The following is a 22625-nucleotide window of genomic DNA, read 5'->3' as shown; positions in this document are numbered from 1 at the left end:
CAACGGGGCCGCGGCGGGCCGGCCCGGAAGGGAGGAGTTGCGGTGGAACATCTGAAAGCCCGGCGCGCTCCGCTCATCGTCCTGGCCTTGCTCGCCGCCGTCCTGGCGGCCGAGGCGGCCACCATCACCATGCCGCTGTCCCAGGTCAAACCGGGCATGAAGGGGCGCGGCAAGAGCGTCTTCCAGGGCCGGACGATCGAGGATTTCGACGTCGAGATCCTCGGCGTCCTGCAGAACTCGTCGCCCAAGCGCAGCATCATCCTGGCCCGGCTCAAGGGCCGTGGCCTGGAGACGACCGGCATCATCGCCGGCATGAGCGGCAGCCCCGTTTACATCGACGGCAAGCTCATCGGCGCCGTGGCCTCGGGCTTCACCTTCTCCAAGGATTCGATCGCCGGGATCACGCCGATCGAGGAGATGCTGGCCCTCGGGCAGCCGGCCCCGGCCTCCGCGCCCGGCGCCGCTCCGTCCCTCGCCTTGCGCGAGGACCTGAGCCAGGACGAGCTGGCCGGGCAATATCTGAAGACCCTGGCCGCGAAGCCCGCGGCGGGGGACCGCGCCGCCCAGACCTTCGCCCCCCTCGAGCTGCCGCTCGTCCTGAGCGGCTTCTCCGCCGGGGCCTTCGCCCGGGCCCGGTCGTACTTCGCGCCCCTGGGCTTCATGGCCGTCCGCGGCGGGACCTCCGGCCAGGCGGCGCAGCCCCTGGGGAGCCCGGCCGGGCCGGCAATCCAGGAAGGGGACGCCGTGGGCGTCCAGCTCATCGGGGGCGACCTCGACGTCTCGGCGGTCGGGACGGTGACCTACGTCGACGGCGACAGGATACTGGCCTTCGGCCACCCGGTTTACAACCTCGGCCCCGTCGACTACGCCATGACCCGGGCCGACGTCATCACGGTCATGCCCAGCCTGGAGAGCTCTTTCAAGCTGTCCTCGACGGGCCCCGTCATCGGCCGCTTCAGCCAGGACCGGACCGCCGGCGCCGCGGGCCAGGTCGGGGCCCTGCCCCATCTCATCCCGCTCAACGTCGGGCTGCAGACCGGGCCCGGCGTCCGCAAGGACTTCAAGCTCCGGCTCGTCGCCGACAGGTTCCTGACCCCCGCCCTCGTCAACATGGCCGTGTCCGGCCTGGTGACGGGCGAGGAGCGGAGCTACGGCGACCTGGCCCTTGAGTTCAGCGCCGACGTCTTCCTCGACCAGGGCGGCCTTTCGGTCCACCTCGAGGACCTCTACTCCGGCGCCTACGACACCTCGTCGACGAGCCTGTCCGGGCTCCTGGCCGCGGTCACCTATGTCCTTATGAACAACGAGTTCAGGGATGTCGGCATCTACCGCATCGACCTGTCGGTCAAGGCCGCCGAGGAGGCCCGGACGGCGACCCTGGAGAAGGTCCTGTTGGACAAGTACGAGGTCTCGCCGGGCGAGGCCATCAAGCTGCAGGCCTTTTTCCGGACCCAGAAGGACGATAGGCGGATGGAGGAGGTCAGCGTCCTCGCCCCGGCCCTGCCGGCGGGCACCGAGTTCCAGATCCTCGTCGGCGACGCCGCGACCATGCAGCAGATCGAGCGGACCCAGTACCGCATCCAGGAGTTCGTGCCCCGGAGCCTCGACCAGCTCGTCCGGCTGCTCAGCAACCTCCGCAAGAACAACCGGATCTATTTCCGCCTGATGGCCACCAAACCGGGGCTGTTCCTGAAGGGCGAGGAGCTGCCCAACCTGCCGCCGACCCTGAAGATGATGTTCGCCTCGCCCCGGTCCTCGGCCGCCGGCCCGACCGAGATCACCCGGTCCACGCTGGGCGAATACCAGCTGCCCGTTCCCTATGTTTTCAAGGGCGGGGCGACCATCCCCGTCCGCATCCGGAAGTAGGAGCCCCCGCCATGCGCAAATACGCTTTGCCCGCCGTGTTCGGCCTGCTCGTCCTGGCCTCGTCCCTCCAGGCGGTCGTGCCCCAGAAGTGGGAGCTTCGGACCCGGGACGACTATCTGCGGGGCAAGTTCGAAGGCGTTTCGGTTTCGTACGACGGCGCCCTGGCCCTGGCCCCCAAGGAAGAGAAGATCGCCGCCCCCCAGGAGGAATTCTACCTCTCGGTCCTGGCGACCGCGGACGGCCTCACTTACCTGGGCACCGGCCACGGCGGCCGGGTCTACCGCATCGACAAGGCGGGCAAGGCCGATCTCTGGTTCCAGGCGGCGGAGATGGACGTGACGGCGCTCGCCCAGGACCGCAAGGGGACCCTTTACGCCGCGACCTCGCCGAACGGCAAGATCTACAAGATCACGGACAAGGGCAAGGGCGAGGAGTTCTTCAACCCGGCCGAAAAGTACATCTGGGACCTGCTCTTCTTCGACTCCGGCGAGCTCTGGGCGGCCGTCGGCGAGAGCGGCGGCATCTACCGGATCTCGCCGCTCGGCGAGGGCGGGATGTTCTTCAAGGCCGCGGAGAACCACATCCTCTGCCTGGAGCGGACGGCCCGCGGCGATGTCGTCGCCGGCAGCGGCGGCAACGGGCTCGTCTACCGGATCTCGGCCGAGGGCCGCGCCTCGGTCCTGTTCGAGACGCCTTACGAGGAGGTGCGGAGCCTGGCCGTCGACCGCGACGGCCAGATCTACGCCGGGGCCTCGGGCACGCCGGCCCGGGCCAGGAAGGACGAGTCCTCCGACGAGCCCGTGCGCCTGGGTTCCGAGGTCGTCCTGACCGTCAGCGCCGGCGGGGCCGTGAGCGCCGGGAGCGGAGGGGCGGCGGTCCGCCCGGCCGCGACGCCGGCCGCGGCCGCGGGGGCCAGGGAGGGCGGCGCGCTCTTCCGGATCACCCCGGACGGGCTGGCCCAGCGGCTGTGGAGCTCGGATGACGAGATGATCTACACCCTGCTCTGGCGCGAGGACGAGAAGAAGGTCATCTTCGGCACGGGCGGCCAGGGCCGGATCTATTCCGCGGACCGGAACGGTCAGGTCGCCCTGCTTCTGCAGCAGAGCTCCGAGCAGGTCTACCAGCTCGCGCCGCTCGATTCCAAGATCTATGTCCTCTCGAACAATCCCTGCTACTTCGGGCTCCTGCTGCCCGAGCAGAGGTTCTCCGGCGAGTACACCAGCCCGGTTCTCGACGCCCGCACGCAGGCGTCGTGGGGGCGGATCGCCTGGGACGCGGCCGCGGCGGCCGGGGCCTCGGTCCAGCTCCAGAGCCGGAGCGGCAACACCGGCGAGCCCAACGCCACCTGGACGGATTGGTCGCCGTTCTACGGCAAGGGCGACGAGCAGCTGCTCAGCCCCAAGGCGCGCTATCTCCAGGTCAAGGTCCTGCTGCGGACCCAGACCGGGAAGGTTTCGCCGGCCTTCAACCGTTTGAGAGTGTTTTACCTGCAGGCCAACATCGCCCCCGCCGTGACCCGTCTCGAGCTCTTGAAGCCCAACGAGGTCTATCTCAAGCTGCCCGAACAGGACGACGCCATTCTCGGCCTCGAGCGGAACCCGGCCGACGATCCTGCCAAGAAGGACGACGCGCTCCGCATCGGGATGCCGGCGCGGAAGAGCGAGCGCAAGGGCTACCAGACGATCACCTGGGACGCTTCCGACGAGAACGGCGACACGCTGCGCTACGCCCTGGCCCTCAAGAAGGACGGCGAGCAGGCCTGGCGGGTCCTGGCCGCGGACCTGACCGAGACGATCTACGCCTTCGACACGATGGCCTATCCGGACGGGACGTACCAGGTCCGGCTGACGGCCTCCGACGACCCGTCGAACCCGGACGGCCTGGAGCTCCGGACCGACAAGACCGGGCCGCCGCTGGTCATCGACAATTCCCTGCCGGTCGTCAAGGGCCTGACGGCGGCCCGCAACGGCGCCGCGCTCGACGTCGCCTTCCAGGCCGAGGACGCCTACTCCTACATCGAGGAGGCCAAGGTGCTCGTCCGGCCGGGGGAGTGGCGGGTCGTCTTCCCCCTCGACGGCATCGCGGATTCCCGCAGCGAATCGTTCAAGGTCTCGCTGAAGCTCCCCGCGGGCGCGGAGAATCAGGTCACGGTCAGGGTCCGGGACAGCTACGGGAACGTCGGGGTGGCCCGGCTGGACTTCTGAACGGGGGGGCCGGCTCAGGCCCGGCCGAGGTACTTGTCGTCCTGCGTGTCGATGCGGATGACGTCGCCTTCCTTGATGAACTCCGGCACCTGGACGGTCGCGCCGGTCTCGATGACGGCCGGCTTGTAGAGGGCCGTCTTGGTCGCGCCCTGCAACCGGGGCTCGGTGCTGAGGACCTTGAAGTCCATGGTCCGGGGCAGGTTGAGTCCGACCGGCTTGCCCTCGTACATCTCGACCTCGATGACCGTGTTCGCCTTGAGGTACTTGACGGCCTCGCCGATGGTCTCGGCGCCGAGCGAGACCTGCTCGTAGTTCTCCAGGTTCATGAAGACGTACTCGCCGCCCTGCTCGTAGAGGAACTCCATCTCCAGCTCGTCGAGGCGGGCCTGTTCGAGCCGCTCCTCGGAGCGGAAGCGGTGCTCGGTCTGGGAGCCGTTGAGGATGTTGCGCAGCTTCGTCTGGACCATGGCCTTCCACCGGCCGGGCGTGATGAGCTGCATCTCCATCACCCGCCAGAGGGTGCCGTCCATGATGATGATCATTCCTTTGCGGATCTGGGTCGCATCGATCATTGAATCCTCCGAAGGATCGGGCGAAGGATCGCCCGTCGAATCCGTTATTTTACCACAGTCGTCAAAGTCATGCATGGCCGCCGCCGGCGGGCCGTATCGCTTCCCATCTTCACGAATAATATCGACGAGGGACTGAAGAGGGAGTTGCTTTCGACGGGGGATTCTTTTATATAAGGTGAACGAGAGAAGAACATGAAGAGAACGAGCTGCGTGGCAGCGATGATCCTGGCCCTGGCGGCCGCGACGGCCTGCGCCAAGGCACCGGAGGCGAACATGGTGGACCTGGTTCTGATCAACGGCAAGGTCTGGACCGGCGAGGCGTCCCGGCCCTGGGCCCAGGCCGTGGCCGTCCGCGGCGGTACGATCGTCGACGTCGGCACGACGGCGGCATTGAAGGGCCTGGCTGCCGGGGCCAAGGTCGTCGATCTCGGCGGGGCGCTGGTCCTGCCCGGCTTCATCGACAGCCATACCCACTTCCTGGAGGGCGGCTTCGCCCTGCGGCGCATCCAGCTCCGCGAAGCCCGGAGCCGCGAGGACTTCGTCGCCCGCATCGCCGCCAAGGCGAAGGAGCTCGGGCCGGGCCGCTGGATCCTGAACGGCGACTGGGACCATCAGCAGTTCAGCCCGGTGGAGCTGCCGCGCAGGGACTGGATCGACGCCGTGACCCCCGACAACCCCGTCTGCGTCTGCCGCCTCGACGAGCACATGATCCTGGCCAACAGCCTGGCCCTCAAGCTGGCTGGCGTCACGAAGGACACGCCGGCGCCGCCGGGCGGGGAGATCCTCAAGGACCCGGCGACCGGCGAGCCGACCGGCATCCTCAAGGACACGGCCATGGACCTGGTTTACGCCAAGGTGCCCGAGCCGACCCCGGACGAGCGGCTCGAGGCCGCCGAGACCGCCGTGCGCCACGCGGCCCAAAACGGCGTCACCTCGGTCTGCGAGATGGCCGACGCGCGGAGCTTCGAGACCTTCCGGGAGCTGGAGCGGCGCGGGCGTCTCTCGACCCGCGTCAGCGTCTATATCCCCATCACCGAGGTCGACGTCCTGGCCCGGCTGAAGATCAAGCCGCCGCTCGGCGACGCCTATCTCCAGCTGGCCGGGCTCAAGGGTTTCGTGGACGGCTCCCTGGGCTCGTCCACGGCCTATTTCTTCGAGCCCTATGCGGACGACCCGAAGACCTCGGGCCTGCTCAACGGCCAGATGTTCCCGCCGGGCGTCATGGAGCGGCGCATCCTCGAGGCCGACCGCGCCGGGCTGCAGCTGGCCGTCCACGCCATCGGCGACCGGGCCGTCAGCATGCTCCTCGACATGGTCGAGAAGGCGGTTGCCGTCAATGGCCCGCGGGACCGGCGCTGGCGGGTCGAGCACGCCCAGCACCAGCGGCCGGCCGATATCGCCCGGTTCGGGCGGCTCGGGCTCGCGGCCTCCGTGCAGCCCTATCACGCCATCGACGACGGCCGCTGGGCCGAGAGCAAGATCGGGCCCGAACGGGTCAAGACGGCCTACCCCTTCGAGTCCCTGCGCCGGGCCGGGGCGGTCCTGGCCTTCGGCTCCGACTGGACGGTCGCGCCGCTGAGCCCCATCCTGGGCATCTACGCCGCGGCGACGCGCCGCACGCTCGACGGCAAGAACCCGGGCGGCTGGGTCCCGGCCGAGAAGGTCTCCGTCGAGGAGGCCGTCCGGGCCTACACCGTGAACGGCGCCTGGGCCCAGTTCGCCGAGGCGGCGAAGGGCACGATCGCGCCGGGGAAGGCCGCCGACCTGGTCGTCCTCGACCGCGACATCTTCACCATCCCGGCCGAGGAGATCGAGCGGACCTCGGTCCGGATGACCATTTTCGACGGCCGCGTCGTCTACGGGAAGGACTGATGGGCGCCGGGCTCTTCTCTCCCGAGCCCGGGCGCGTCGGTTCGGACGAATCGGGCAAGGGCGACTTCTTCGGGCCGCTGGTCATCGCCGCCTTCTTCCTGCCCGAAGGCCAGGACGGGGTCCTGCGCGAGCTCGGGGTCAAGGACTCCAAGCGGACCTCGGACGCCCGCTGCCGCGAGATCGCCGCGGAGCTCAAGCGGGGCTACCCCTTCCATTCGGTCGTGACCGTCGGTCCGGAGAAATACAACGAGCTCTGGGGCAAGATGCATAACCTCAACCGGCTGCTGGCCTGGGGCCATGCCCGGGCCATCGAGAACGTCCTCGAGCGCGTGCCGGCGGGCAAGGCCATCACCGACCAGTTCGGCGACGAGCGCTTCGTCCGCAACGCCCTGCTCCAGAAGGGCCGCGAGATCGAGCTCGTCCAGATGCCGCGGGCCGAGGAGGACCTGGCCGTCGCGGCCGCCTCCATCCTGGCCCGGGCCGAGTTCCTGGCCCGGCTCGGCGCCCTGTCGCGGGAGGCCGGGATCGAGCTGCCGAAGGGCGCGTCCGACCAGGTCGAGGCCGCGGCCGTGAAGCTCGTTCGGGCGAAAGGGCCGGACATCCTGGCCAGGTTCGCCAAGACCCATTTCAAGACGACCGTCCGCGTCCTGGCCGCGGCAGGCGCCGACCGGCTCGTCTGACCCGAAGGAGCGCATCATGAGCGAAACGAGAAGGCTGTACTTCGACGACGCCTGTCTTCTGGAGTTCGACGCCGAGGTCGTCGAGCGGCGCGAGCACGAGGGCCGGCCGGCCGTCGTGCTCGACCGGACCGCCTTCTACCCCGAGTCCGGCGGCCAGCCCTGGGACCGCGGCACGCTCGGCGGCGTCCCCGTCCTCCAGGTCCTCGATCTCGAGGGCGCCATCCTTCATGTCCTCGACGGCCCCGCTCCCGAGGGCCGCGTCCACGGCGCCGTCGACCGGGCCGTCCGCTTCGACCACATGCAGCAGCACACCGGCCAGCACGTCCTGTCCCAGGCCTTCTGGGAGCTGCTCAAGGGCGAAACGCGCTCCTTCCATATGGGCCCCGACCTCTCCACGCTGGAGATCGGCCTGCCGAAGATCGGCGACGCCGACTGCGACCGGGTCGAGGACCGGGCCAACGCCGTCGTCTGGGAGGACCGCCAGGTCAAGACCTATTTCGTCCCGGAGGAGCGGATCGGCGAGGTGCCCCTGCGGCGGCCCCCGAAGAAGCAGGGCCTTCTCCGGGTCGTCGAGGTCGACGGCTTCGATTATTCGGCCTGCGGCGGCACCCACGTCCGGCGGACGGGCGAGATCGGCCTGATCAGGCTCGGCGGCGTCGAGAAGATCCGGGGCAACCTCCGCTTCGAGTTCCTCTGCGGCGGCCGGGCCCTCTGCGACTACCGGGCCAAGGACCGGACGGTCCGGAAGCTGGCGGCGTCGTTCTCCTGCGCCGCGGCGGACGTCGGCGGGCAGGTCGAGAGGAACTCCGCCGAGAGCAAGGCCCTCAAGAAACGGGCCCGCCGGCTGGAGGAGCGCCTGGCGGCTTTCGAGGCCGCCGAGATCGTCCGGGCCGCTCCGGGGCGCGTCGTCGCCGGGGTCCTCGAGGACAAGACCCCCGAGGAAGCCCGCTTCCTGGCCCTCAACATCGTCAGGAGGGGCGATTTCGCCGTGGCCTACGGCGCCTCGGGCGAGAGCCAGGGGCATGTCATCCTGGCCCGGGCCGAGTCCCTGAAGGCGGACCTGCGCCAGGCCGTGCCGGCCGTGGCCGCCGTCGTCCCGGTCAAAGGCGGGGGAGGCCCGTCGCTCGTCGAGCTCGTCACCGCGGACAAGAGCCGGCTCGGCGCGGCCGTCGAGGCCGCGGCCCGCTGGCTGGCGGAAAACGCCTGATCCGGGAGGCGGCCGCCGGCCATCCCGACGAGACTATCTTTCTTTGTCTCGTGCTTTAATTCTTTCGATCGCTTTCCTGGCCGCATTTCTGACGGGATACCTGATGATCTTGGCGCCGGGAGGCATCTCTTCGTCGATCCCGAGCACAGCTTCGGTCCTGAAGTGATAGGGGTCGTCTGCGGCGATCCTCTCCAAAAGAGGCAGAACGCTTCGGTCTCCTACGTCCCCGAGAAACTCAACGGCGCCTGACCGATTGGGCCCATCCTTGTCATGTCCCGCGAATTTAATTGCGGCCGCCACGATGCGTGCTTTCGCCTCTGGGTTTGGGGCATAGGCCTCGCCCTTATATGTGTAGAATTGCCGGAGAGTTACAAAAGCAACCAGTCGCCTGAACTCGTTGCCGGAGCTTTCCATCTCCCGTATCACGGGGTCAATGGCCAGATCTCCATAGGGGATCAGGACATCGGTTTCCAACATGGTTCTTATTAGCAGCGGCAGGATCGCAGGGTCTCTTGTCTGAGCGATTAGCCTGGCCAACATGCCTAAATACTCATGGAATTCCTCCGTATTCGTGTATTGAATTTCTTTAGGGACTTTATCTTCGAACATGCCCGGCTTATCGGCATATTCCATCCTTTTCGCGTCTCGTTCGACCTCCATCTTATAGAGCAGGATGAGCTCACGATTGAGGAATTCGGAACGATCTTCCTTCCTGAGCGTGCCGATGGATCGGACCGCCTCCTCGCGGTCGTTGAAGGCTTCGCTTTTCAGCTTCAGCCGAAATTCCTCGAGTTTGGCCGCCTGCGCATTTTGCTCTTTTGTCCGGGCACCGGCCACAGAAGTCAGGAGCATCATGACGCAGAGAAAGGCAAGTGCCTGTTTCATTTCGTCCCTCGTTCGGAAACCGGCGGGGATCATTCCCATTGTGCATGGCCCCGATCATATACGACGGTTGCGCTCGGAAACGGTATTGGGTTGGTTGTGCCGAAAACTACAATTCCATCACTTCTGTGCAAATAGCTGCTTCCCGTCATACACCCTGTATACATGGTGGCGAAAAAGGAATAAAAGCAAGTTATGCTCGAGCCCGCGAAATCAAGTGCCTTGCCGTACTGATGACTTGACTCAGGCTCAGCGCCTGCTACCAACTGATTCCCCGATGGACAACGATAGCCGCTGGAAAAGGGAATAGCAACAGGGGGGCTATGCCCATCGATTGCTCTCGAAGGATTTTCGGGTGGTCTTTCTCGGATATACGACGTTGACAATCCCTTTCCCCGACAGAAACGCCAAGGGAATTAAGAACCTACCCCTTTGCTAACCTTCTTTAGTTTATCCTTCTCTCCGCGGATATCAATCGATTTATAGACCAGGATTCGCCCATTTTATTTCTGCGGATAGGGGAGCCTCGTCCGTAATAGCGGCCAATCTTGAAGCCTGAAGGAGCGCTTCAGCTCCTGGGCCCGATCGCCGGAATGCCGCTCCCGGACGGGGGCTACTCGTAGCGGAGGGAAACTATCGGGTCCATGCGGGCGGCCTTGCGGGCCGGGACCAGGCCGAAGAACAGGCCGATCGCGGCCGAGACCGAGAGGCCGAGCGCGACCGACCAGGGCGAGACCGTCGCCGGCAGCGGCGTCGCGGCCTTGACCGTCAGGGCGATCGCGAACCCGGCCAGGACGCCGATCAGGCCGCCGGCCCCGGTCAGGACGATGGCCTCGATCAGGAACTGCTTCAGGATGTCGCCCGAGCGGGCCCCGATGGCCTTGCGGATGCCGATCTCGCGGGTCCGCTCCTTGACCGAGACGAGCATGATATTCATGACCCCGATGCCGCCGACGAGCAGGCCGATCGAGGAGATGACGATCATGACCAGGTAGGCCGCGCCGGTCAGCTGGTTGTAGAGATCGACCATCGAATCCTGGGTCATGACGGAGAAGTCGTTGGGCTTGCCGTAGGGCACCTTGCGCCGCTGGCGGAGGACCCCGCTGATCTGCTCGATCGTCTCCTGGAGGGTGTCCGGCTGGCGCGGCGCGGCGATGATCTCGAGGGCCTCCTTGTCGTAGCTGAAATGCTTCATCAGCGTCGTGATGGGCAGCCCGACGAAGTTGTCCCGGCTCTGGCCGAACATCTGGCCCCGCTTGGCCAGGACGCCGACGACGGTGAAGGCCGCCGGCCCGACCCGGATCTCCTTGCCGACCGGGTTCGTCGTCGGGAACAGGACGTCGGCCAGCTCGGAGCCCAGGACGCAGACCGGGGCGCTGCGGGCGACCTCGCCCTCGGTGATGAACCGGCCCAGGCGCGGCAGGTAGAGCGACATGACCGCGGGCCACTTGTCGTTCATGCCGATGACGATGGCCGAGTCGCTCTTGGCGTTCCGGTACTTGATCTCGACCTGGTCGAACGGGCTGACGTTGACGCTGACCGCGACGGCCCTGGCCAGCGTCGCGTCCTGCTGGAGGGCCCGGACGTCGTCGAAGGTCAGGTCCTTGCGCGTCCGCTCCTCCTCGGAGCGGCGGCCCATCTGGACGGCCTCGTTCTTGGTGATGATGATGATATCCGAGCCGGCCGACTGGAGCTCCGAGAGGAAGCTCTTGTTGAGCCCCTGGATGACGGAGACCATGCCGATGACGGTCATGACCCCGATGACTATGCCGAGGATGGTCAGGAGCGAGCGGAGCTTGTTGGTCCGCAGGGAGTCCAGGGCCATGCGGAAGGTCTCGCGGACGATCTGGAGCTTCATAGCTCGGCCCTCAGGGCCTCGACCGGGTCGAGCTTAGCCGCCCGGTTGGCCGGATAGATGCCGAAGAACAGGCCGATCGACCAGGACATAATCATGGCCAGGACGATCGAGACGGGCTCGACGCTCGAGGGCATCGAGGTCGCCGCGGAGACGATCCTGGCGACCAGGAAGCCGAGGACGATGCCGATGAAGCCGCCGACGCCGGAGATGACCGCCGATTCGATGAGGAACTGGAACAGGATATCACGCCGCCGCGCCCCCACGGCCATGCGCACGCCGATCTCCTTCTTCCGCTCGGACACGGAGACGAACATGATGTTCATGATGACGATGCCGCCGACGATGAGGGCGATCGAGGAGACGGCGATCATGGCGAAGTAGATGCCCGAGGTGGCCGTCTTGTAGAACTGGATGAAGGTCTCCGAGGTGGCGAAGGAGAAGTCGTCCGGGTCGTTGTAGCCGCGCTTGCGCCAGGAGCGGAGCACGGTCCGGACCTCTTCCTGGGCCCGGGCCATCGCCTCCTGCGAATCCGTGTGGATGTTGATGCTGATGGAGCGCCGCGATCCGTAGACCTTCATGAAGGTCGTGATCGGGACGCGGACGAAGTTGTCCTGGCTGTAGCCCAGGATCTTGCCCTTCTTCTTGGCCACGCCGATGACCTGGAAATCGCGGCTGCCGACCTTGAGCCAGCGGCCGAGGGGATCGAGCCCGCCGAAGACCTTCTCGGCGATGTCGGCGCCGATGACGCAGACGGACCGGGAGTTGGTCTCGTCCATGCTCTGCAGGTGGCGGCCCGAGGTGAGCTCGACGACCGAGCCGATCTCGTGGTCCAGGTAGGTCACGCCGCGGACCTCGGTCCCCTTGAGGGACTGGCTGCCGTACTTGACCGTCGCGCTCGAAGAGTCCGAGGCGCCGACGAGCCCGCAGGACGGGCAGTTGGCCCGGATGAGGTCGCGCTCGACCAGGGTTATGTCCTTCCGCTTCAGCTGCTCCTTGAATTCCTTGAGCGATGTCCCGATCATCGAGAACTTCTGGACGGAGAAGTCGTTGGCCCCGTAGAAGGACATCTTCGTGTAGACGTAGTTGTTGAGGCCCTGGATGACCGAGACGACGGCGATGATGGTCAGGACGCCGATGATGATGCCGAGCAGGGTCAGGAAGCTGCGCAGCTTGTTGGCCCACAGGGAATCGAGGGCCATCCCGAGCGATTCGCCGACCTGCAGCTTGGCCATGGATGTTCCTTCTATATTCTACCCTATGTATACGAATCCCCGGCGCATTCGTTCTTCTCGAGGCCTCCTCATGCCGGATTCGCCCCGCCGCCCGGCCTGTCTTGACACTTCCCGACCCGGCCAGGATAATGGGGCCGGATCAACATGGAGACGCGTCTCAACAAGTTCCTGGCCCACGCCGGGGTCTGCTCGCGGCGCGAGGCCGACCGCTGGATCGCCGAGGGGCGGGTCCGCGTCAACGGACGGGTCGTCCAGGAGCTCGGGGAGAAGATCGATCCGGCCCGGGACCGGGTCGTGGCCGGCGGGAAGCCGGTCCGGGCCGAGGAGGAGAAGCTCGTCTATATCCTGCTCAACAAGCCGGCCGGCCGGGTCGTCAGCGTCAAGGACCCGTTCGGGCGGCCGACGGTCCTCGATCTCCTCGGCCGCCTGGCGGTCCGGGTCTATCCCGTCGGCCGGCTCGACCTCGACACCGAGGGGGCCCTGCTTCTGACCAACGACGGCGACCTGGCCCTGAAGCTGACCCATCCCCGCTACGGCGTGACGAAGACCTACGAGGCGCGGGTCGAAGGCGAGCCCCGCGAGGAGGACCTCGACAAGGTCCGGCACGGTCTCTTCCTGGAAGGGCGGCGGACGGCCCCGGCGCGGGTGACGCTCCTCCGGCGCGGCCACCGCGCCGCGACGCTGAAGGTCGACATCCATGAGGGCCGGAAGCGGGAGATCCGGAAGCTGTTCGAGGCCGTCGGCTATCCCGTCGAAAGCCTGGTGCGCGTCGATTTCGCCGGCCTGACCCTTGATGGGCTCAAGACCGGCGAGTGGCGCTATCTGCGCGCCGCCGAGGTCCAGCGGCTGAAACGGCTCGCCGGGACGGCGCCGGCCCGCTAGCTACTTCCTGGCCTCCGGGCCGCTTTCCCCCTTCTCGGCCGGGGCCGCGAATTCCTTCATTCCCCTGGCCAGCCTCTGCAGCTCCAGGTCGACCAGGCCGTGGACCGTCCCGTCCGGATAGTTCCCGTCCGCGTCGGCCGCGCCCGCCTCGACGCCGGTCAGGATCTCGATCCCCTCGTCGATCGTCCCGACCGCGTGGACGTGGAACTTGCCCTCGCGGACCGCGGCGACGACGTCGGACCGGAGCATCAGGTTCTCGACGTTCTGGCGGGGGATGACGACCCCCTGGGTCCCGGTCAGGCCCTTGGCCCGGCAGACGTCGAAGAAGCCCTCGATCTTCTCGTTGACCCCGCCGATCGGCTGGATCTCGCCCCGCTGGTTGAGCGAGCCGGTGACGGCGATGTCCTGGCGCAGGGGCAGGCCCGAGAGGCTCGAGAGGATGGCGTAGACCTCGGTCGAAGATGCGCTGTCGCCGTCGACGCCGCCGTAGGACTGCTCGAAGGCCAAGGAGGCCGTCAGCGACATCGGCCGCTTGCGGGCGTACTTGCCCCGCAGGTATCCGCCCAGGATGAGGACGCCCTTGTTGTGCGTCGGGCCGCTCAGGTCGGCCTCCCGATCGATGTTGATGACGCCGCCGCGGCCCATGCCCGTCCGGGCCGTGATGCGGGCCGGCTTGCCGAACATGAACTGGCCCATGTCGTAGACCGACAGGCCGTTGACCTGGCCGACCACGGCGCCCCCGGTGTCGATGAGGATCGTGCCCTCCTCGATCATCTCCTGGATCTTGTCCTCGATCAGGCTGACCCGTTCGAAGCGCTCGTCGACGGCCTGCTCGATGTCCTCCCGCCCGACGGAGTCCTTCTTCCGCCGGCGGGCCCAGTAGCTCGACTCCCGGACGACGTCGGCGATGACATGGAACCGCGTCGACAGCTTCTTCTGGCGGCCGGCGATGCGGGTGGAGTACTCGATGAGGGCCGCGAGGCCGTCCTGGTCGATGGGCAGAAGGCCGTCCTCGTCGCAGATCTTCTTGACGAAGCGGACGTAATCGGCGAAGGACCTCTCGTCCTTGGGCATCTCCGAGTCGAACTCGGCCTTGATCTTGAAGATCTTCTTGAAGTCCTCGTCCTGGGCGTAGAGAAGGTTGTAGATATAGGAGTCGCCGATCATGATCACCTTGACGTCGGCCCGGATGGGCTCCGGCTTCAGGCGGGGGCTGGAGAACAGGTACATCTGGAGGTAGTTCTGGATCTCGAAGACCTGGTTGCGCAGGGTCCGCTTGAGGGTCGTCCAGACGCCGGACTCGACCAGGGCGTCGAGGGCGTTGACGACGAGGTAGCCGCCGTTGGCCTTGAGAAAGGAGCCGGCCTTGATCATGGTGAAGTCGGTCTGGCTCAGGCCGATGCGGGTCATGGCCGATTCGATCGAGCCGAAGAGGTTGACGTAGCTCGGGTTGGTCTCGATGACCACCGGAGCGCCCTTCTGGTCCGAGTTGTCGACCAGCAGGTTGACCCGGTATTCGGTGAAGCCGTCCACGGGCTCCTTGTCGTCGTCGCCCTTCTTCTGGGCCTTGAGGGACTCCAGGGACTTGACCAGGGCCTTCTCGACCTCCTCGAGGTAGGCCGAGATCTTCGGCCCGTCGAACTTGGCCCGGATGTCGTCGATGGCGCCGCGGACGACCGGCGAGATGCATTCCTCGTCCCAGCTCCGGAGCAGGTCCCGGGTCTCCTCGTCGATCTCCTTGAGGCGCTCGAAGACGGCCTCGAGCTCGGACGTCAGCTCCTGGTACTTCGCCCGCAGCGTCTCGAGGGTCTCCTTGGGGAGCTTCTTCTCCTTGACCAGGCTCTCGATCTTGGCGAAGGGGATGGGCTGGCCCTCGATGACGGGGATGAGGTCGGGCCGGGTGAACAGGCCCATCTGGACCTGGATGACGGAGAAGCCCTGCGCGGCGACCTTCTCCTCGAACCCCTGCAGCAGGTCCCGCTGCTTCTTCTGCTGGGACTCGATGATGGCGTCCCGCTTCTCGGAATAGTAGGGGCTCTTCAGGAGGTGGGGGATGTTCGTCCGCAGCATGTCGATGAGCTTGGTCATGGCCTCGCCGAAGGCCTTGCCCCGGCCGGCCGGCAGCGTGACGAGGACGGGCTCGTCGGGGTACTTGAAATTGTTGACGTAGAGGATGTCCTCGGGCGTCCGGTCGCCCTTCTCGAGCTGGTCGAGCAGCTGCTTGACCGTGGTCGTCCGGCCGGTGCCGACCATGCCGGTGATGAAGATGTTGTAGCCGAGGCTCTTAATGTCGAGGCCCGTCTGGATGGCCCGCAGGGCCCGCTCCTGGCCGATGATCTTCTTGCAGGCCAGGGCCTCGTCGCTCGATCGGACCGGGACGAGATCGGGGCAGCAGGTCCAGCGCAGCTGGTCGGCGGCGAGCTCGGGGAATCCGTTCTTGGTTCTCATCGCTTTCTCCTGATGCCAAGGTAGCACAATCTCTTCACCCGCTCAAGGCGGCCCGGGCCCGGCTGCCGGGCGGCATTTTTGGTGAAAAACCGCCGGACATCTGCTAGAATAGGGCCGCTCCCGGTTCCCCGGGAAGCGATTCGTGTCGGAGGGCGTGACACCATGAAGATCCATCAAGGCAAGCTCCAGGCCAAGGGGTTCCGGATCGCGATCGTGGTCAGCCGCTTCAACAGCTTCATCTCCGAGCGCCTGCTCGAAGGGGCCCTGGAGGCCCTCCAGAAGACGGGGGCCCAGGAGGCCGACCTGACGGTCTACAAGGTGCCGGGCTCGTTCGAGGTCCCGCTCCTGGCCAAGAAGATCGCCAAGGCCAAGGCCGCCGACGGCATCCTCTGCATCGGCGCCCTCATCCGCGGCGACACGCCCCACTTCGACTTCCTCAGCGCCGAGGTGACCAAGGGCCTGGCCCAGATCGCCATGGACGACGGCGTGCCCGTCGCCTTCGGCATCCTGACGGTCGACACGGTCGAGCAGGGCATCGAGCGGGCCGGGACCAAGGCCGGCAACAAGGGCTATGACGCGGCCTTCTCGCTCGTCGAGACCCTGAACGTGATCAAGGAGGCGGGCCTCCGCTGAGCGGTCGGCCGGTCCACGCCATGGGAGAACGCCGCAAGGCCCGGGAGTGCGCCCTCCAGATCCTGTTCCAGCTTGAATTCAACGCCGGCGACGAGCCGGCCCTCATCCGGGCCTACTGGCAGCGCCAGAAAGCCTCCAAGCCCGTCCGGGAATACGGCGCCTGGCTCGTCCAGAAGATCCTCGATAACGGCGCCGCGATCGACGACGCCATCCAGGCGGCCTCGACGAACTGGCGCCTGGCCCGCATGGCCGTGGTCGACAGGAACATCCTGAGGATCGCCGTCTGCGAGCTCCTCTACGAGCCGGCGCTCGTCCCGGCCATCGTCATGAACGAGGCCATCGAGATCGCCAAGCGCTTCAGCGGCGAGGAATCGGCCGTGTTCGTCAACGGCGTCCTCGACGCGGTCGTCCGGCGCCTCGGGGCCGCCGCGGCCCCGGCCGGGGAGGCGGACAAAAAAGAAGGTGAGCATGAGCCCAAAGAACGAGCCCGCTGAGCTCGACCAGGACGTCGCCCGGCGCGACAAGTACCGCAAGCTGGCCGAGGCGGGCGTGCCGCTCTTCCCCTACACGGCGGCCCTGACGCACGAGGTCTCCCAGGCCGTCGAAGCCTTCGCCGGCCTGCCGGCCGGGGAGCTCGAGGCGCGGCAGGCGGCCGTCGTCGTGCCCGGCCGGATCATGTCCGTCCGCAAGATGGGCAAGGCGACCTTCTTCCATCTCTCCGACGGGCGGCGCCGGCTCCAGGCCTACATCCGCGCCGACAGGGTCGGGCCCGAGGCCTACGAGCGCTTCGGCCTCCTCGACGTGGGGGACATCGTCGCCGTCTCCGGGACGCTGTTCAAGACCAAGACGGGCGAGCTGACCGTCCTCTGCGACGCCGTCACCTTCCTGGCCAAGTGCCTCCACCCGCTGCCGGAGAAGTGGCACGGCCTGCAGGACGTCGAGATGCGCTACCGCCAGCGCTACCTCGACCTGATCATGAACCCCGAGGTCGGCGAGGTCTTCCGCCTGCGCGGGGCCGTCATCGCCTACATCCGGAAGTTCTTCGACGGCCGCGGCTACCTCGAGGTCGAGACGCCGATGATGCACCCGATCCCCGGCGGCGCCCTGGCCCGGCCGTTCGTGACCCATCACAACGCCCTCAACGTCGACCTCTACCTCCGCATCGCCCCCGAGCTCTATCTCAAGCGGCTCGTCGTCGGCGGCCTGGACAAGGTCTACGAGATCAACCGGAGCTTCCGCAACGAGGGCATCGACGCCCAGCACAACCCCGAGTTCACCATGCTCGAGTTCTACGAGGCCTACAAGGACTACTTCGACATGATGAACATGACCGAAGAGCTCCTGAGCGGCCTGGCCGTCGACCTCCTCGGCAAGGAGGAGATCCCCTTCGGCGAGCGGACGATCTCCCTCAAGCGGCCCTTCCGGCGGCTCAAGTTCCACGAGGCCTGCATCGAGTACAGCGGCCTGCCGGCCAGCCGCTTCGAGGACCGCCCGGGCCTCATCGCCTATGCCGCCGAGCTGGCCCCGGACAAGAAGCCCGAGACCTACGGCAAGGCCCTCGACGTCATCTTCGACCGCTTCGTCAAGGACCACATCGTCCAGCCGACCTTCATCACCAACCCGCCCCGCGAGATCTCGCCCCTGGCCAAGACCTCGCGCGACAACCCCGAGGAGTCCGAGCGCTTCGAGCTTGTCGTCGCCGGCATGGAGATCGCCAACGCCTTCTCCGAGCTGACCGATCCGGCCGAGCAGCGGGCCCGCTTCGAGGAGCAGGCCCGGGAGCGGAAGCGCGGCGACGAGGAGACCATGGGCGTCGACCTGGACTACGTCGAGGCCCTGGAATACGGCCTGCCGCCGGCCGGCGGGGAAGGCATCGGCATCGACCGGCTGACCATGCTCCTGGCCAACCGGAGGACGATCCGGGAGGTCGTGCTCTTCCCCCTCCTGAAGCCGAAAACAGCGCCATGAGCTTCGAGCTGTTCGTCGCCCGGCGTTACCTCACGGCGCGGAGGAAAGAGGCCTTCGTCTCGGTCATCACCCTGATCTCCGTCATCGGCGTGGCCATCGGCGTGGCCGCCCTGGTCATCGCCATCGCCCTCATCACCGGCTTCCAGGGCGACGTCCAGGCCAAGATCCTCGGCGCGACCTCGCACGTCATGGTCTCCGACCTCAGCGGCCGGGGCCTCGAGAGCTACGAGGACATGGCCCGCAAGATCCGGGCCCTGCCCGGCGTCGAATCGGCCTCGGCCGTCGTCTACAACACCGTCCTCATCACCGGGCGGGGCGAGAACTCGGGGGCCCTGGTCAAGGGCATCGACTTCGAGCGCGAGCGGCCGGGCTCGGCCTGGCTCCAGAAGCTCGAGGCGGGCCGGATCCCGGAGGCCCGCAGCGGCGGCCGGGAGGGGCTCCTGCTCGGGCGCGAGCTGGCCCTGCGCATAGGCGCCCAGGTGGGCGACGTCGTCAGTGTCATCTCGGCCTCGTCGACCCTGTCGCCCATGGGCCTCCTGCCGAAGCGGAAGACCTTCGAGGTGACCGGCATCTTCAACACCGGCCTCTACGAGTTCGACAGCTCGACGGCCCTGACGGCCATGGCCACGGCCCAGCGGCTCTTCGGCCTCGAGGGGCGGGCCAGCTACATCCAGGTCAAGCTCCGGGACATCTTCGCCGCGCCCGAGATCGGCCGGAAGATCATGGCCGTCCTGCCGCCGGTCGTTTACATCACGACCTGGATGGAGCTCAACAAGTCGCTGTTCTCGGCCCTGAAGCTCGAGAAGAACATCCTCTTCCTGACGATCACCCTGATCGTCGTCGTGGCCGCCCTGAACATCATCGCCACGCTCATCCTCATGGTCATGGAGAAAACACGCGACATCGGCATCCTCATGGCCATCGGGGCCACCCCGGCGATGATCAACCGCATCTTCTTCTTCCAGGGCGCGCTCATCGGCGTCGTCGGAACGGCCCTCGGCGCCGGGCTCGGCCTGGGCTGGTGCGCCCTGGCCAACGCCTTCAAGCTCATCCGCATCCCCGTCGACATCTACCAGATCTCCTACGTCCCTTTCCGGATGCATCCGCTCGACCTGGCCGCGATCGTCGGCGTCACCCTGCTCATCAGCTTCGTCTCGACCCTCTTCCCGGCCCGCCGCGCGGCCAAGGTGGACCCCGTGGTGGCGTTGAAGTATGAGTGACCCGGTCCTTGTCGCCGAAGGCCTGGGCAAGACCTACCCCCTGCCGAAGGGGGACCTGCGCGTCTTCGAGGGCCTCGATTTCGCGCTCGGCCGCGGCGAGCTCGTGGCCGTCATGGGCGCGTCGGGCGTGGGCAAGACGACCCTTCTCAACCTGCTCGGCGGGCTCGACCGGCCGACCGAGGGCCGGGTCCGGCTCGACGGCGAGGACCTCTTCGCCGGCGCCGAGCGGGACGTGGCCTCGATCCGCAACCGCAAGATCGGGTTCGTCTTCCAGGTCTACCACCTCCTGCCCGAGTTCAGCGCCCTGGAGAACGTCGCCTTCCCGCCCATGATCGGCGGGATGCCGCGCCGGGAGGCCTTCGGGCGGGCCCTGGAGATGCTCCGGGAGGTCGGGCTCGAGGACAAGACCGAGGCCCGGCCGGGCCAGCTCTCGGGCGGCGAACAACAGCGGGTGGCCATCGCCCGCTCCCTCGTCAACGGCCCCTGCCTGCTGCTGGCCGACGAGCCGACGGGCAATCTCGACTGGAAGACGGGGGAGAAGGTCCTCCGCCTCATCCTCGACCTCCATGCCGGCAAGGGACTGTCCTCGATCCTGGTCACGCACAACGAGAAGATCGCCCGCTTCTGCGACAAGGTCTATGTCATGGAAGCCGGGGCGATGAAACTACAGGCCGGGATCCCGAGTTAAGTGAAGGGAGCGTCGTGCCCCCGCGGCCGGGCCGGGGTTTTTGACCATTCCGGGCCGATATGGTATATGAGAGAAGGATTTTCGACATGAGAAAGCGCGTCACCGTCCTCCTCGGACTCCTGGCCCTGCTCGTCCTCCCCGCCGTCCTGGCCGCCCAGGACGTCATCGAGAAGATCGAGATCTCCGGCAACGACCGGGTCGGGCAGGAGACCATCGAGTATTACCTGTCTTTCCGGGCGGGGGACGTCTACAGCGCCGACCAGCTCCGCCGCGATTTCCGCGTCCTCTGGTCGACGGGCTTTTTCGCCAACGTCCGCTTCGAGGAGGCGGCCGGCGCCCGGGGCCGGATCGTCCGGATCATCGTCGAGGAGAACCCGGTCGTCCGGGCCGTCACCTACAAGACGGGCAAGAAGGTCAAGGAAAAGGACATCACCGACAAGCTCAAGGAGAAGGACCAGGCCATCCTGCCGTATTCCTATTACAGCCCCTATAAGCTCCAGCGCATCAAGGACACCATCACCGACCTCCTCTACGAGAAGGGCCTGCTGGCCTCGAAGATCGAAGTCGAGTCCGTCCGGCAGGGCAAGAACGAGGTCGACGTCCTGTTCAAGATCGACGAGGGCCCCAAGCTCCGCGTCGGGGCGGTCGTCTTCGAGGGCGGCACCAAGATCCCGGCCAGCACCCTCGAGTGGTCGATGAAGAACAACCGGCCCCACTCGCTGTTCAACTGGGTCGCCGGCAAGGACGTCTACAAGCAGAACAAGATCGAGGAAGAGATCGAGGCCATCAAGACGAAATACCAGGAGCTCGGCTACATGGAGGCCTCGGTCGGCCAGCCCCGGACCGAGGAGTTCGTCCGGCGCTCGGTCTTGTTCAAGAAGCAGAAGATGATGCGGCTGGTCTTCCCGATCAACCCCGGCTACCGCTACCGCACCGGCGAGATCAAGATCGAGGGCAGCAAGGCCCTCAACCCCAAGTACCTGCGCAGCCTGGTCAAGCTCCAGCCCGGGGAGGTTTACAGCACCAAGGTCCGGGAGAAGACCGTCACCGACATCGGCGAGACCTACCGCGACGGCGGCTACGTTTACGCCCAGACCATCCCGGTCGAGAACCTCGACCCCAAGAACAAGATCGTCAACGTGACGTTCAACATCGTCGAGGGGGAGGTGGCCTACCTCAACCGGCTCGAGTTCCGGGGCAACACCTTCACCAAGGACAAGGTCATCCGCCGGGAGATGATCATCCGCGAGGGGGACCGCTTCAGCTTCGGCCTGTTCAAGAACAGCATTCTGCGGATCAAGCAGCTCGGCATCGTCGACCTGGAGAAAGACCCCGACATCAAGCCGGACCCCGAAGACCCGACCAAGATGAACGTCCAGGTCAACGTCAAGGAGATGCAGCGCAACAACATCCAGTTCACGGCCGGCTACAGCGGCTACGAGGGGACCTTCCTGGCGTTCAGCTACTCGACGGTCAACTTCCTCGGCGCCGGCGAGACCCTGGACTTGGGCCTCCAGCAGGGCAAGCTGGTCAAGAACTATTCGTTCGGCTTCTCCGAGCCGTACGTGTTCGACAAGCCCATCACCGCCGGCTTCAACGTCTACAGCCGGAAGATCGACTACACGACCTACTCCCTCTACAAGCAGAACACCCAGGGCGTCGACTTCACCCTGGGCACGCGGCTCTTCGGCATGTGGCGGGCGAACCTGACCTACACCGTCCAGAGGATCGAGATCTCCTATCCGTCCGGGTCCTACTACGCGTCCTATTACGGGGCGACCTCCGGCAAGTACTGGGAGAACTCGATCACGCCCCAGATCTGGCGGTCGACCATCGACAGCCCCCTGACGCCGACGCGCGGCACCTCGTATTCGGCCAGCGTCAAGTACGCGGGCAGCTTCCTCGGCGGCGCGGTCGACATGATCCGGCCCACGTTCTCGTTCACCTACTATCACCCGGTCCTGGGGGGCGGGCCCAAGGCCCACGTCTTCGGCTTCCACGCCGAATACCAGTTCATGCATACCCTCCACGGCACGAAGGTGCCGTACTGGGAGAAATTCTTCCTCGGCGGCGAGCGGTCCATCCGCGGCTACGAGGTCTACTCGATCGGCCCCCGCGACGACAACGGCTACATGGTCGGCGGCGACAAGGCCTTGACCATCAACGCGGAGTACATCATCCCCGTCGGCGGCCCGCTCTACGCGATCTTCTTCTACGACCGGGGCTCCGCCGTCGCCTGGGGGAATCCCATCACCTGGAAGGGCATGTATTCCTCGGCCGGCCTCGAAGCCCGGCTCTTCATCCCCGCCCTGCGCGTCCCCTTCCGGCTCATCTTCGCCTACAACAACAAGAAGATCTACGCGGACGACTCCAACTTCGCCTTCCGCTTCGCCGTCGGCACGACGTTCTAGGA

At 66.6% G+C, this 22625-nt stretch carries 17 protein-coding genes; 12 read left to right on the top strand and 5 right to left on the bottom strand.

Translation table 11 applies throughout. The annotated features are described in order from the left end of the window. Positions 1–42: 42 nt before the first annotated feature. Together ABFD52_08705 and ABFD52_08700 are read left to right on the top strand one after the other, a co-directional pair. Positions 43–1866 carry a SpoIVB peptidase S55 domain-containing protein gene (locus ABFD52_08705; GenBank protein MEN6560839.1) on the top strand — a complete coding sequence of 608 codons (1824 nt, stop codon included), beginning with the start codon at positions 43–45 and terminating at the stop codon, positions 1864–1866. An 11-nt stretch (positions 1867–1877) separates the two neighbouring features. Continuing rightward, the gene (locus ABFD52_08700; protein MEN6560838.1) at positions 1878–4070 is read left to right on the top strand and encodes a hypothetical protein; all 2193 of its coding nucleotides are present in this window, start codon (positions 1878–1880) and stop codon (positions 4068–4070) included. 14 nt (positions 4071–4084) lie between these two features. Here the strand turns inward: ABFD52_08700 and efp are convergent, their stop codons facing one another. Continuing rightward, a complete protein-coding gene (gene efp, locus ABFD52_08695; protein ID MEN6560837.1) occupies positions 4085–4642 on the bottom strand; it encodes an elongation factor P in 558 nt (185 codons plus the stop codon). Between the two features lie 192 nt (positions 4643–4834). Here efp and ABFD52_08690 point away from each other — a divergent pair, with 192 nt between their 5' ends. Genes ABFD52_08690 through ABFD52_08680 form a run of 3 tightly spaced genes read left to right on the top strand, consistent with a single transcriptional unit; the run spans position 4835 to position 8401 of the window. Beyond that, positions 4835–6514, top strand: a complete 1680-nt coding sequence (locus ABFD52_08690) for an amidohydrolase (GenBank protein MEN6560836.1) — start codon at positions 4835–4837, stop codon at positions 6512–6514. Then, on the top strand, positions 6514–7194 hold the full coding sequence (gene rnhC, locus ABFD52_08685) for a ribonuclease HIII (protein ID MEN6560835.1): 681 nt from the start codon (positions 6514–6516) through the stop codon (positions 7192–7194). The genes ABFD52_08690 and rnhC overlap by 1 nt, the downstream gene beginning before the upstream one ends. 16 nt (positions 7195–7210) lie before the next feature. Next, positions 7211–8401 (top strand): alanyl-tRNA editing protein, encoded by a 1191-nt coding sequence (locus ABFD52_08680; protein MEN6560834.1) that lies wholly within the window; start codon positions 7211–7213, stop codon positions 8399–8401. A gap of 33 nt (positions 8402–8434) precedes the next feature. On the opposite strand, the gene ABFD52_08675 is transcribed toward ABFD52_08680, so the two are convergent. From ABFD52_08675 to ABFD52_08665, 3 genes are all read right to left on the bottom strand, one after another. After that, the gene (locus ABFD52_08675) at positions 8435–9286 is read right to left on the bottom strand and encodes a hypothetical protein (GenBank protein MEN6560833.1); all 852 of its coding nucleotides are present in this window, start codon (positions 9284–9286) and stop codon (positions 8435–8437) included. Positions 9287–9896: 610 nt separating this feature from the next. After that, the gene (locus tag ABFD52_08670) at positions 9897–11141 is read right to left on the bottom strand and encodes an ABC transporter permease (GenBank protein ID MEN6560832.1); all 1245 of its coding nucleotides are present in this window, start codon (positions 11139–11141) and stop codon (positions 9897–9899) included. Then, complete coding sequence (locus ABFD52_08665) at positions 11138–12373, bottom strand: ABC transporter permease (protein MEN6560831.1); 1236 nt, start codon at positions 12371–12373, stop codon at positions 11138–11140. The genes ABFD52_08670 and ABFD52_08665 overlap by 4 nt, the downstream gene beginning before the upstream one ends. A 144-nt stretch (positions 12374–12517) precedes the next feature. On the opposite strand from ABFD52_08665, the gene ABFD52_08660 reads away from it, so the two are divergent. Next, positions 12518–13255 (top strand): pseudouridine synthase, encoded by a 738-nt coding sequence (locus tag ABFD52_08660; protein MEN6560830.1) that lies wholly within the window; start codon positions 12518–12520, stop codon positions 13253–13255. Here ABFD52_08660 and ABFD52_08655 read toward each other — a convergent pair whose 3' ends face one another. Beyond that, a complete protein-coding gene (locus tag ABFD52_08655) occupies positions 13256–15703 on the bottom strand; it encodes an ATP-binding protein (GenBank protein ID MEN6560829.1) in 2448 nt (815 codons plus the stop codon). It abuts the gene before it with no gap. 162 nt (positions 15704–15865) lie between these two features. Here ABFD52_08655 and ribE point away from each other — a divergent pair, with 162 nt between their 5' ends. The 6 genes from ribE (at position 15866) to bamA (ending at position 22623) form a co-directional block, all read left to right on the top strand. After that, the gene (gene ribE / locus ABFD52_08650; GenBank protein MEN6560828.1) at positions 15866–16336 is read left to right on the top strand and encodes a 6,7-dimethyl-8-ribityllumazine synthase; all 471 of its coding nucleotides are present in this window, start codon (positions 15866–15868) and stop codon (positions 16334–16336) included. A gap of 20 nt (positions 16337–16356) precedes the next feature. After that, positions 16357–16830, top strand: coding sequence for a transcription antitermination factor NusB (nusB, locus tag ABFD52_08645; protein MEN6560827.1), 474 nt, complete (start codon positions 16357–16359; stop codon positions 16828–16830). Next, a complete protein-coding gene (lysS, locus tag ABFD52_08640) occupies positions 16805–18304 on the top strand; it encodes a lysine--tRNA ligase (GenBank protein ID MEN6560826.1) in 1500 nt (499 codons plus the stop codon). The genes nusB and lysS overlap by 26 nt, the downstream gene beginning before the upstream one ends. After that, positions 18301–19524, top strand: a complete 1224-nt coding sequence (locus ABFD52_08635; GenBank protein MEN6560825.1) for an ABC transporter permease — start codon at positions 18301–18303, stop codon at positions 19522–19524. Before lysS ends, ABFD52_08635 begins: the two co-directional genes overlap by 4 nt. Then, positions 19517–20212, top strand: a complete 696-nt coding sequence (locus ABFD52_08630) for an ABC transporter ATP-binding protein (protein ID MEN6560824.1) — start codon at positions 19517–19519, stop codon at positions 20210–20212. Before ABFD52_08635 ends, ABFD52_08630 begins: the two co-directional genes overlap by 8 nt. Before the next feature lie 86 nt (positions 20213–20298). Further along, positions 20299–22623 (top strand): outer membrane protein assembly factor BamA, encoded by a 2325-nt coding sequence (gene bamA / locus ABFD52_08625; protein ID MEN6560823.1) that lies wholly within the window; start codon positions 20299–20301, stop codon positions 22621–22623. Positions 22624–22625: the final 2 nt, after the last annotated feature.

It is taken from the genome of Acidobacteriota bacterium, from assembly GCA_039683095.1.
GTDB lineage: Bacteria > Acidobacteriota > Aminicenantia > Aminicenantales > Saccharicenantaceae > RBG-16-66-30.
Note: the sequence above shows the minus strand (reverse complement) of the source record. Positions and strands in the feature narration are given on the sequence as shown.

Coding starts and splice junctions, on each gene's coding strand:
- ABFD52_08700 (MEN6560838.1), top strand. CDS start 1,878: ATGCGCAAATACGCTTTGCCCGCCGTGTTCGGCCTGCTCGTCCTGGCC.
- efp (MEN6560837.1), bottom strand. CDS start 4,642: ATGATCGATGCGACCCAGATCCGCAAAGGAATGATCATCATCATGGAC.
- ABFD52_08690 (MEN6560836.1), top strand. CDS start 4,835: ATGAAGAGAACGAGCTGCGTGGCAGCGATGATCCTGGCCCTGGCGGCC.
- rnhC (MEN6560835.1), top strand. CDS start 6,514: ATGGGCGCCGGGCTCTTCTCTCCCGAGCCCGGGCGCGTCGGTTCGGAC.
- ABFD52_08680 (MEN6560834.1), top strand. CDS start 7,211: ATGAGCGAAACGAGAAGGCTGTACTTCGACGACGCCTGTCTTCTGGAG.
- ABFD52_08675 (MEN6560833.1), bottom strand. CDS start 9,286: ATGAAACAGGCACTTGCCTTTCTCTGCGTCATGATGCTCCTGACTTCT.
- ABFD52_08670 (MEN6560832.1), bottom strand. CDS start 11,141: ATGAAGCTCCAGATCGTCCGCGAGACCTTCCGCATGGCCCTGGACTCC.
- ABFD52_08665 (MEN6560831.1), bottom strand. CDS start 12,373: ATGGCCAAGCTGCAGGTCGGCGAATCGCTCGGGATGGCCCTCGATTCC.
- ABFD52_08660 (MEN6560830.1), top strand. CDS start 12,518: ATGGAGACGCGTCTCAACAAGTTCCTGGCCCACGCCGGGGTCTGCTCG.
- ABFD52_08655 (MEN6560829.1), bottom strand. CDS start 15,703: ATGAGAACCAAGAACGGATTCCCCGAGCTCGCCGCCGACCAGCTGCGC.
- ribE (MEN6560828.1), top strand. CDS start 15,866: ATGAAGATCCATCAAGGCAAGCTCCAGGCCAAGGGGTTCCGGATCGCG.
- nusB (MEN6560827.1), top strand. CDS start 16,357: ATGGGAGAACGCCGCAAGGCCCGGGAGTGCGCCCTCCAGATCCTGTTC.
- lysS (MEN6560826.1), top strand. CDS start 16,805: ATGAGCCCAAAGAACGAGCCCGCTGAGCTCGACCAGGACGTCGCCCGG.
- ABFD52_08635 (MEN6560825.1), top strand. CDS start 18,301: ATGAGCTTCGAGCTGTTCGTCGCCCGGCGTTACCTCACGGCGCGGAGG.
- ABFD52_08630 (MEN6560824.1), top strand. CDS start 19,517: ATGAGTGACCCGGTCCTTGTCGCCGAAGGCCTGGGCAAGACCTACCCC.
- bamA (MEN6560823.1), top strand. CDS start 20,299: ATGAGAAAGCGCGTCACCGTCCTCCTCGGACTCCTGGCCCTGCTCGTC.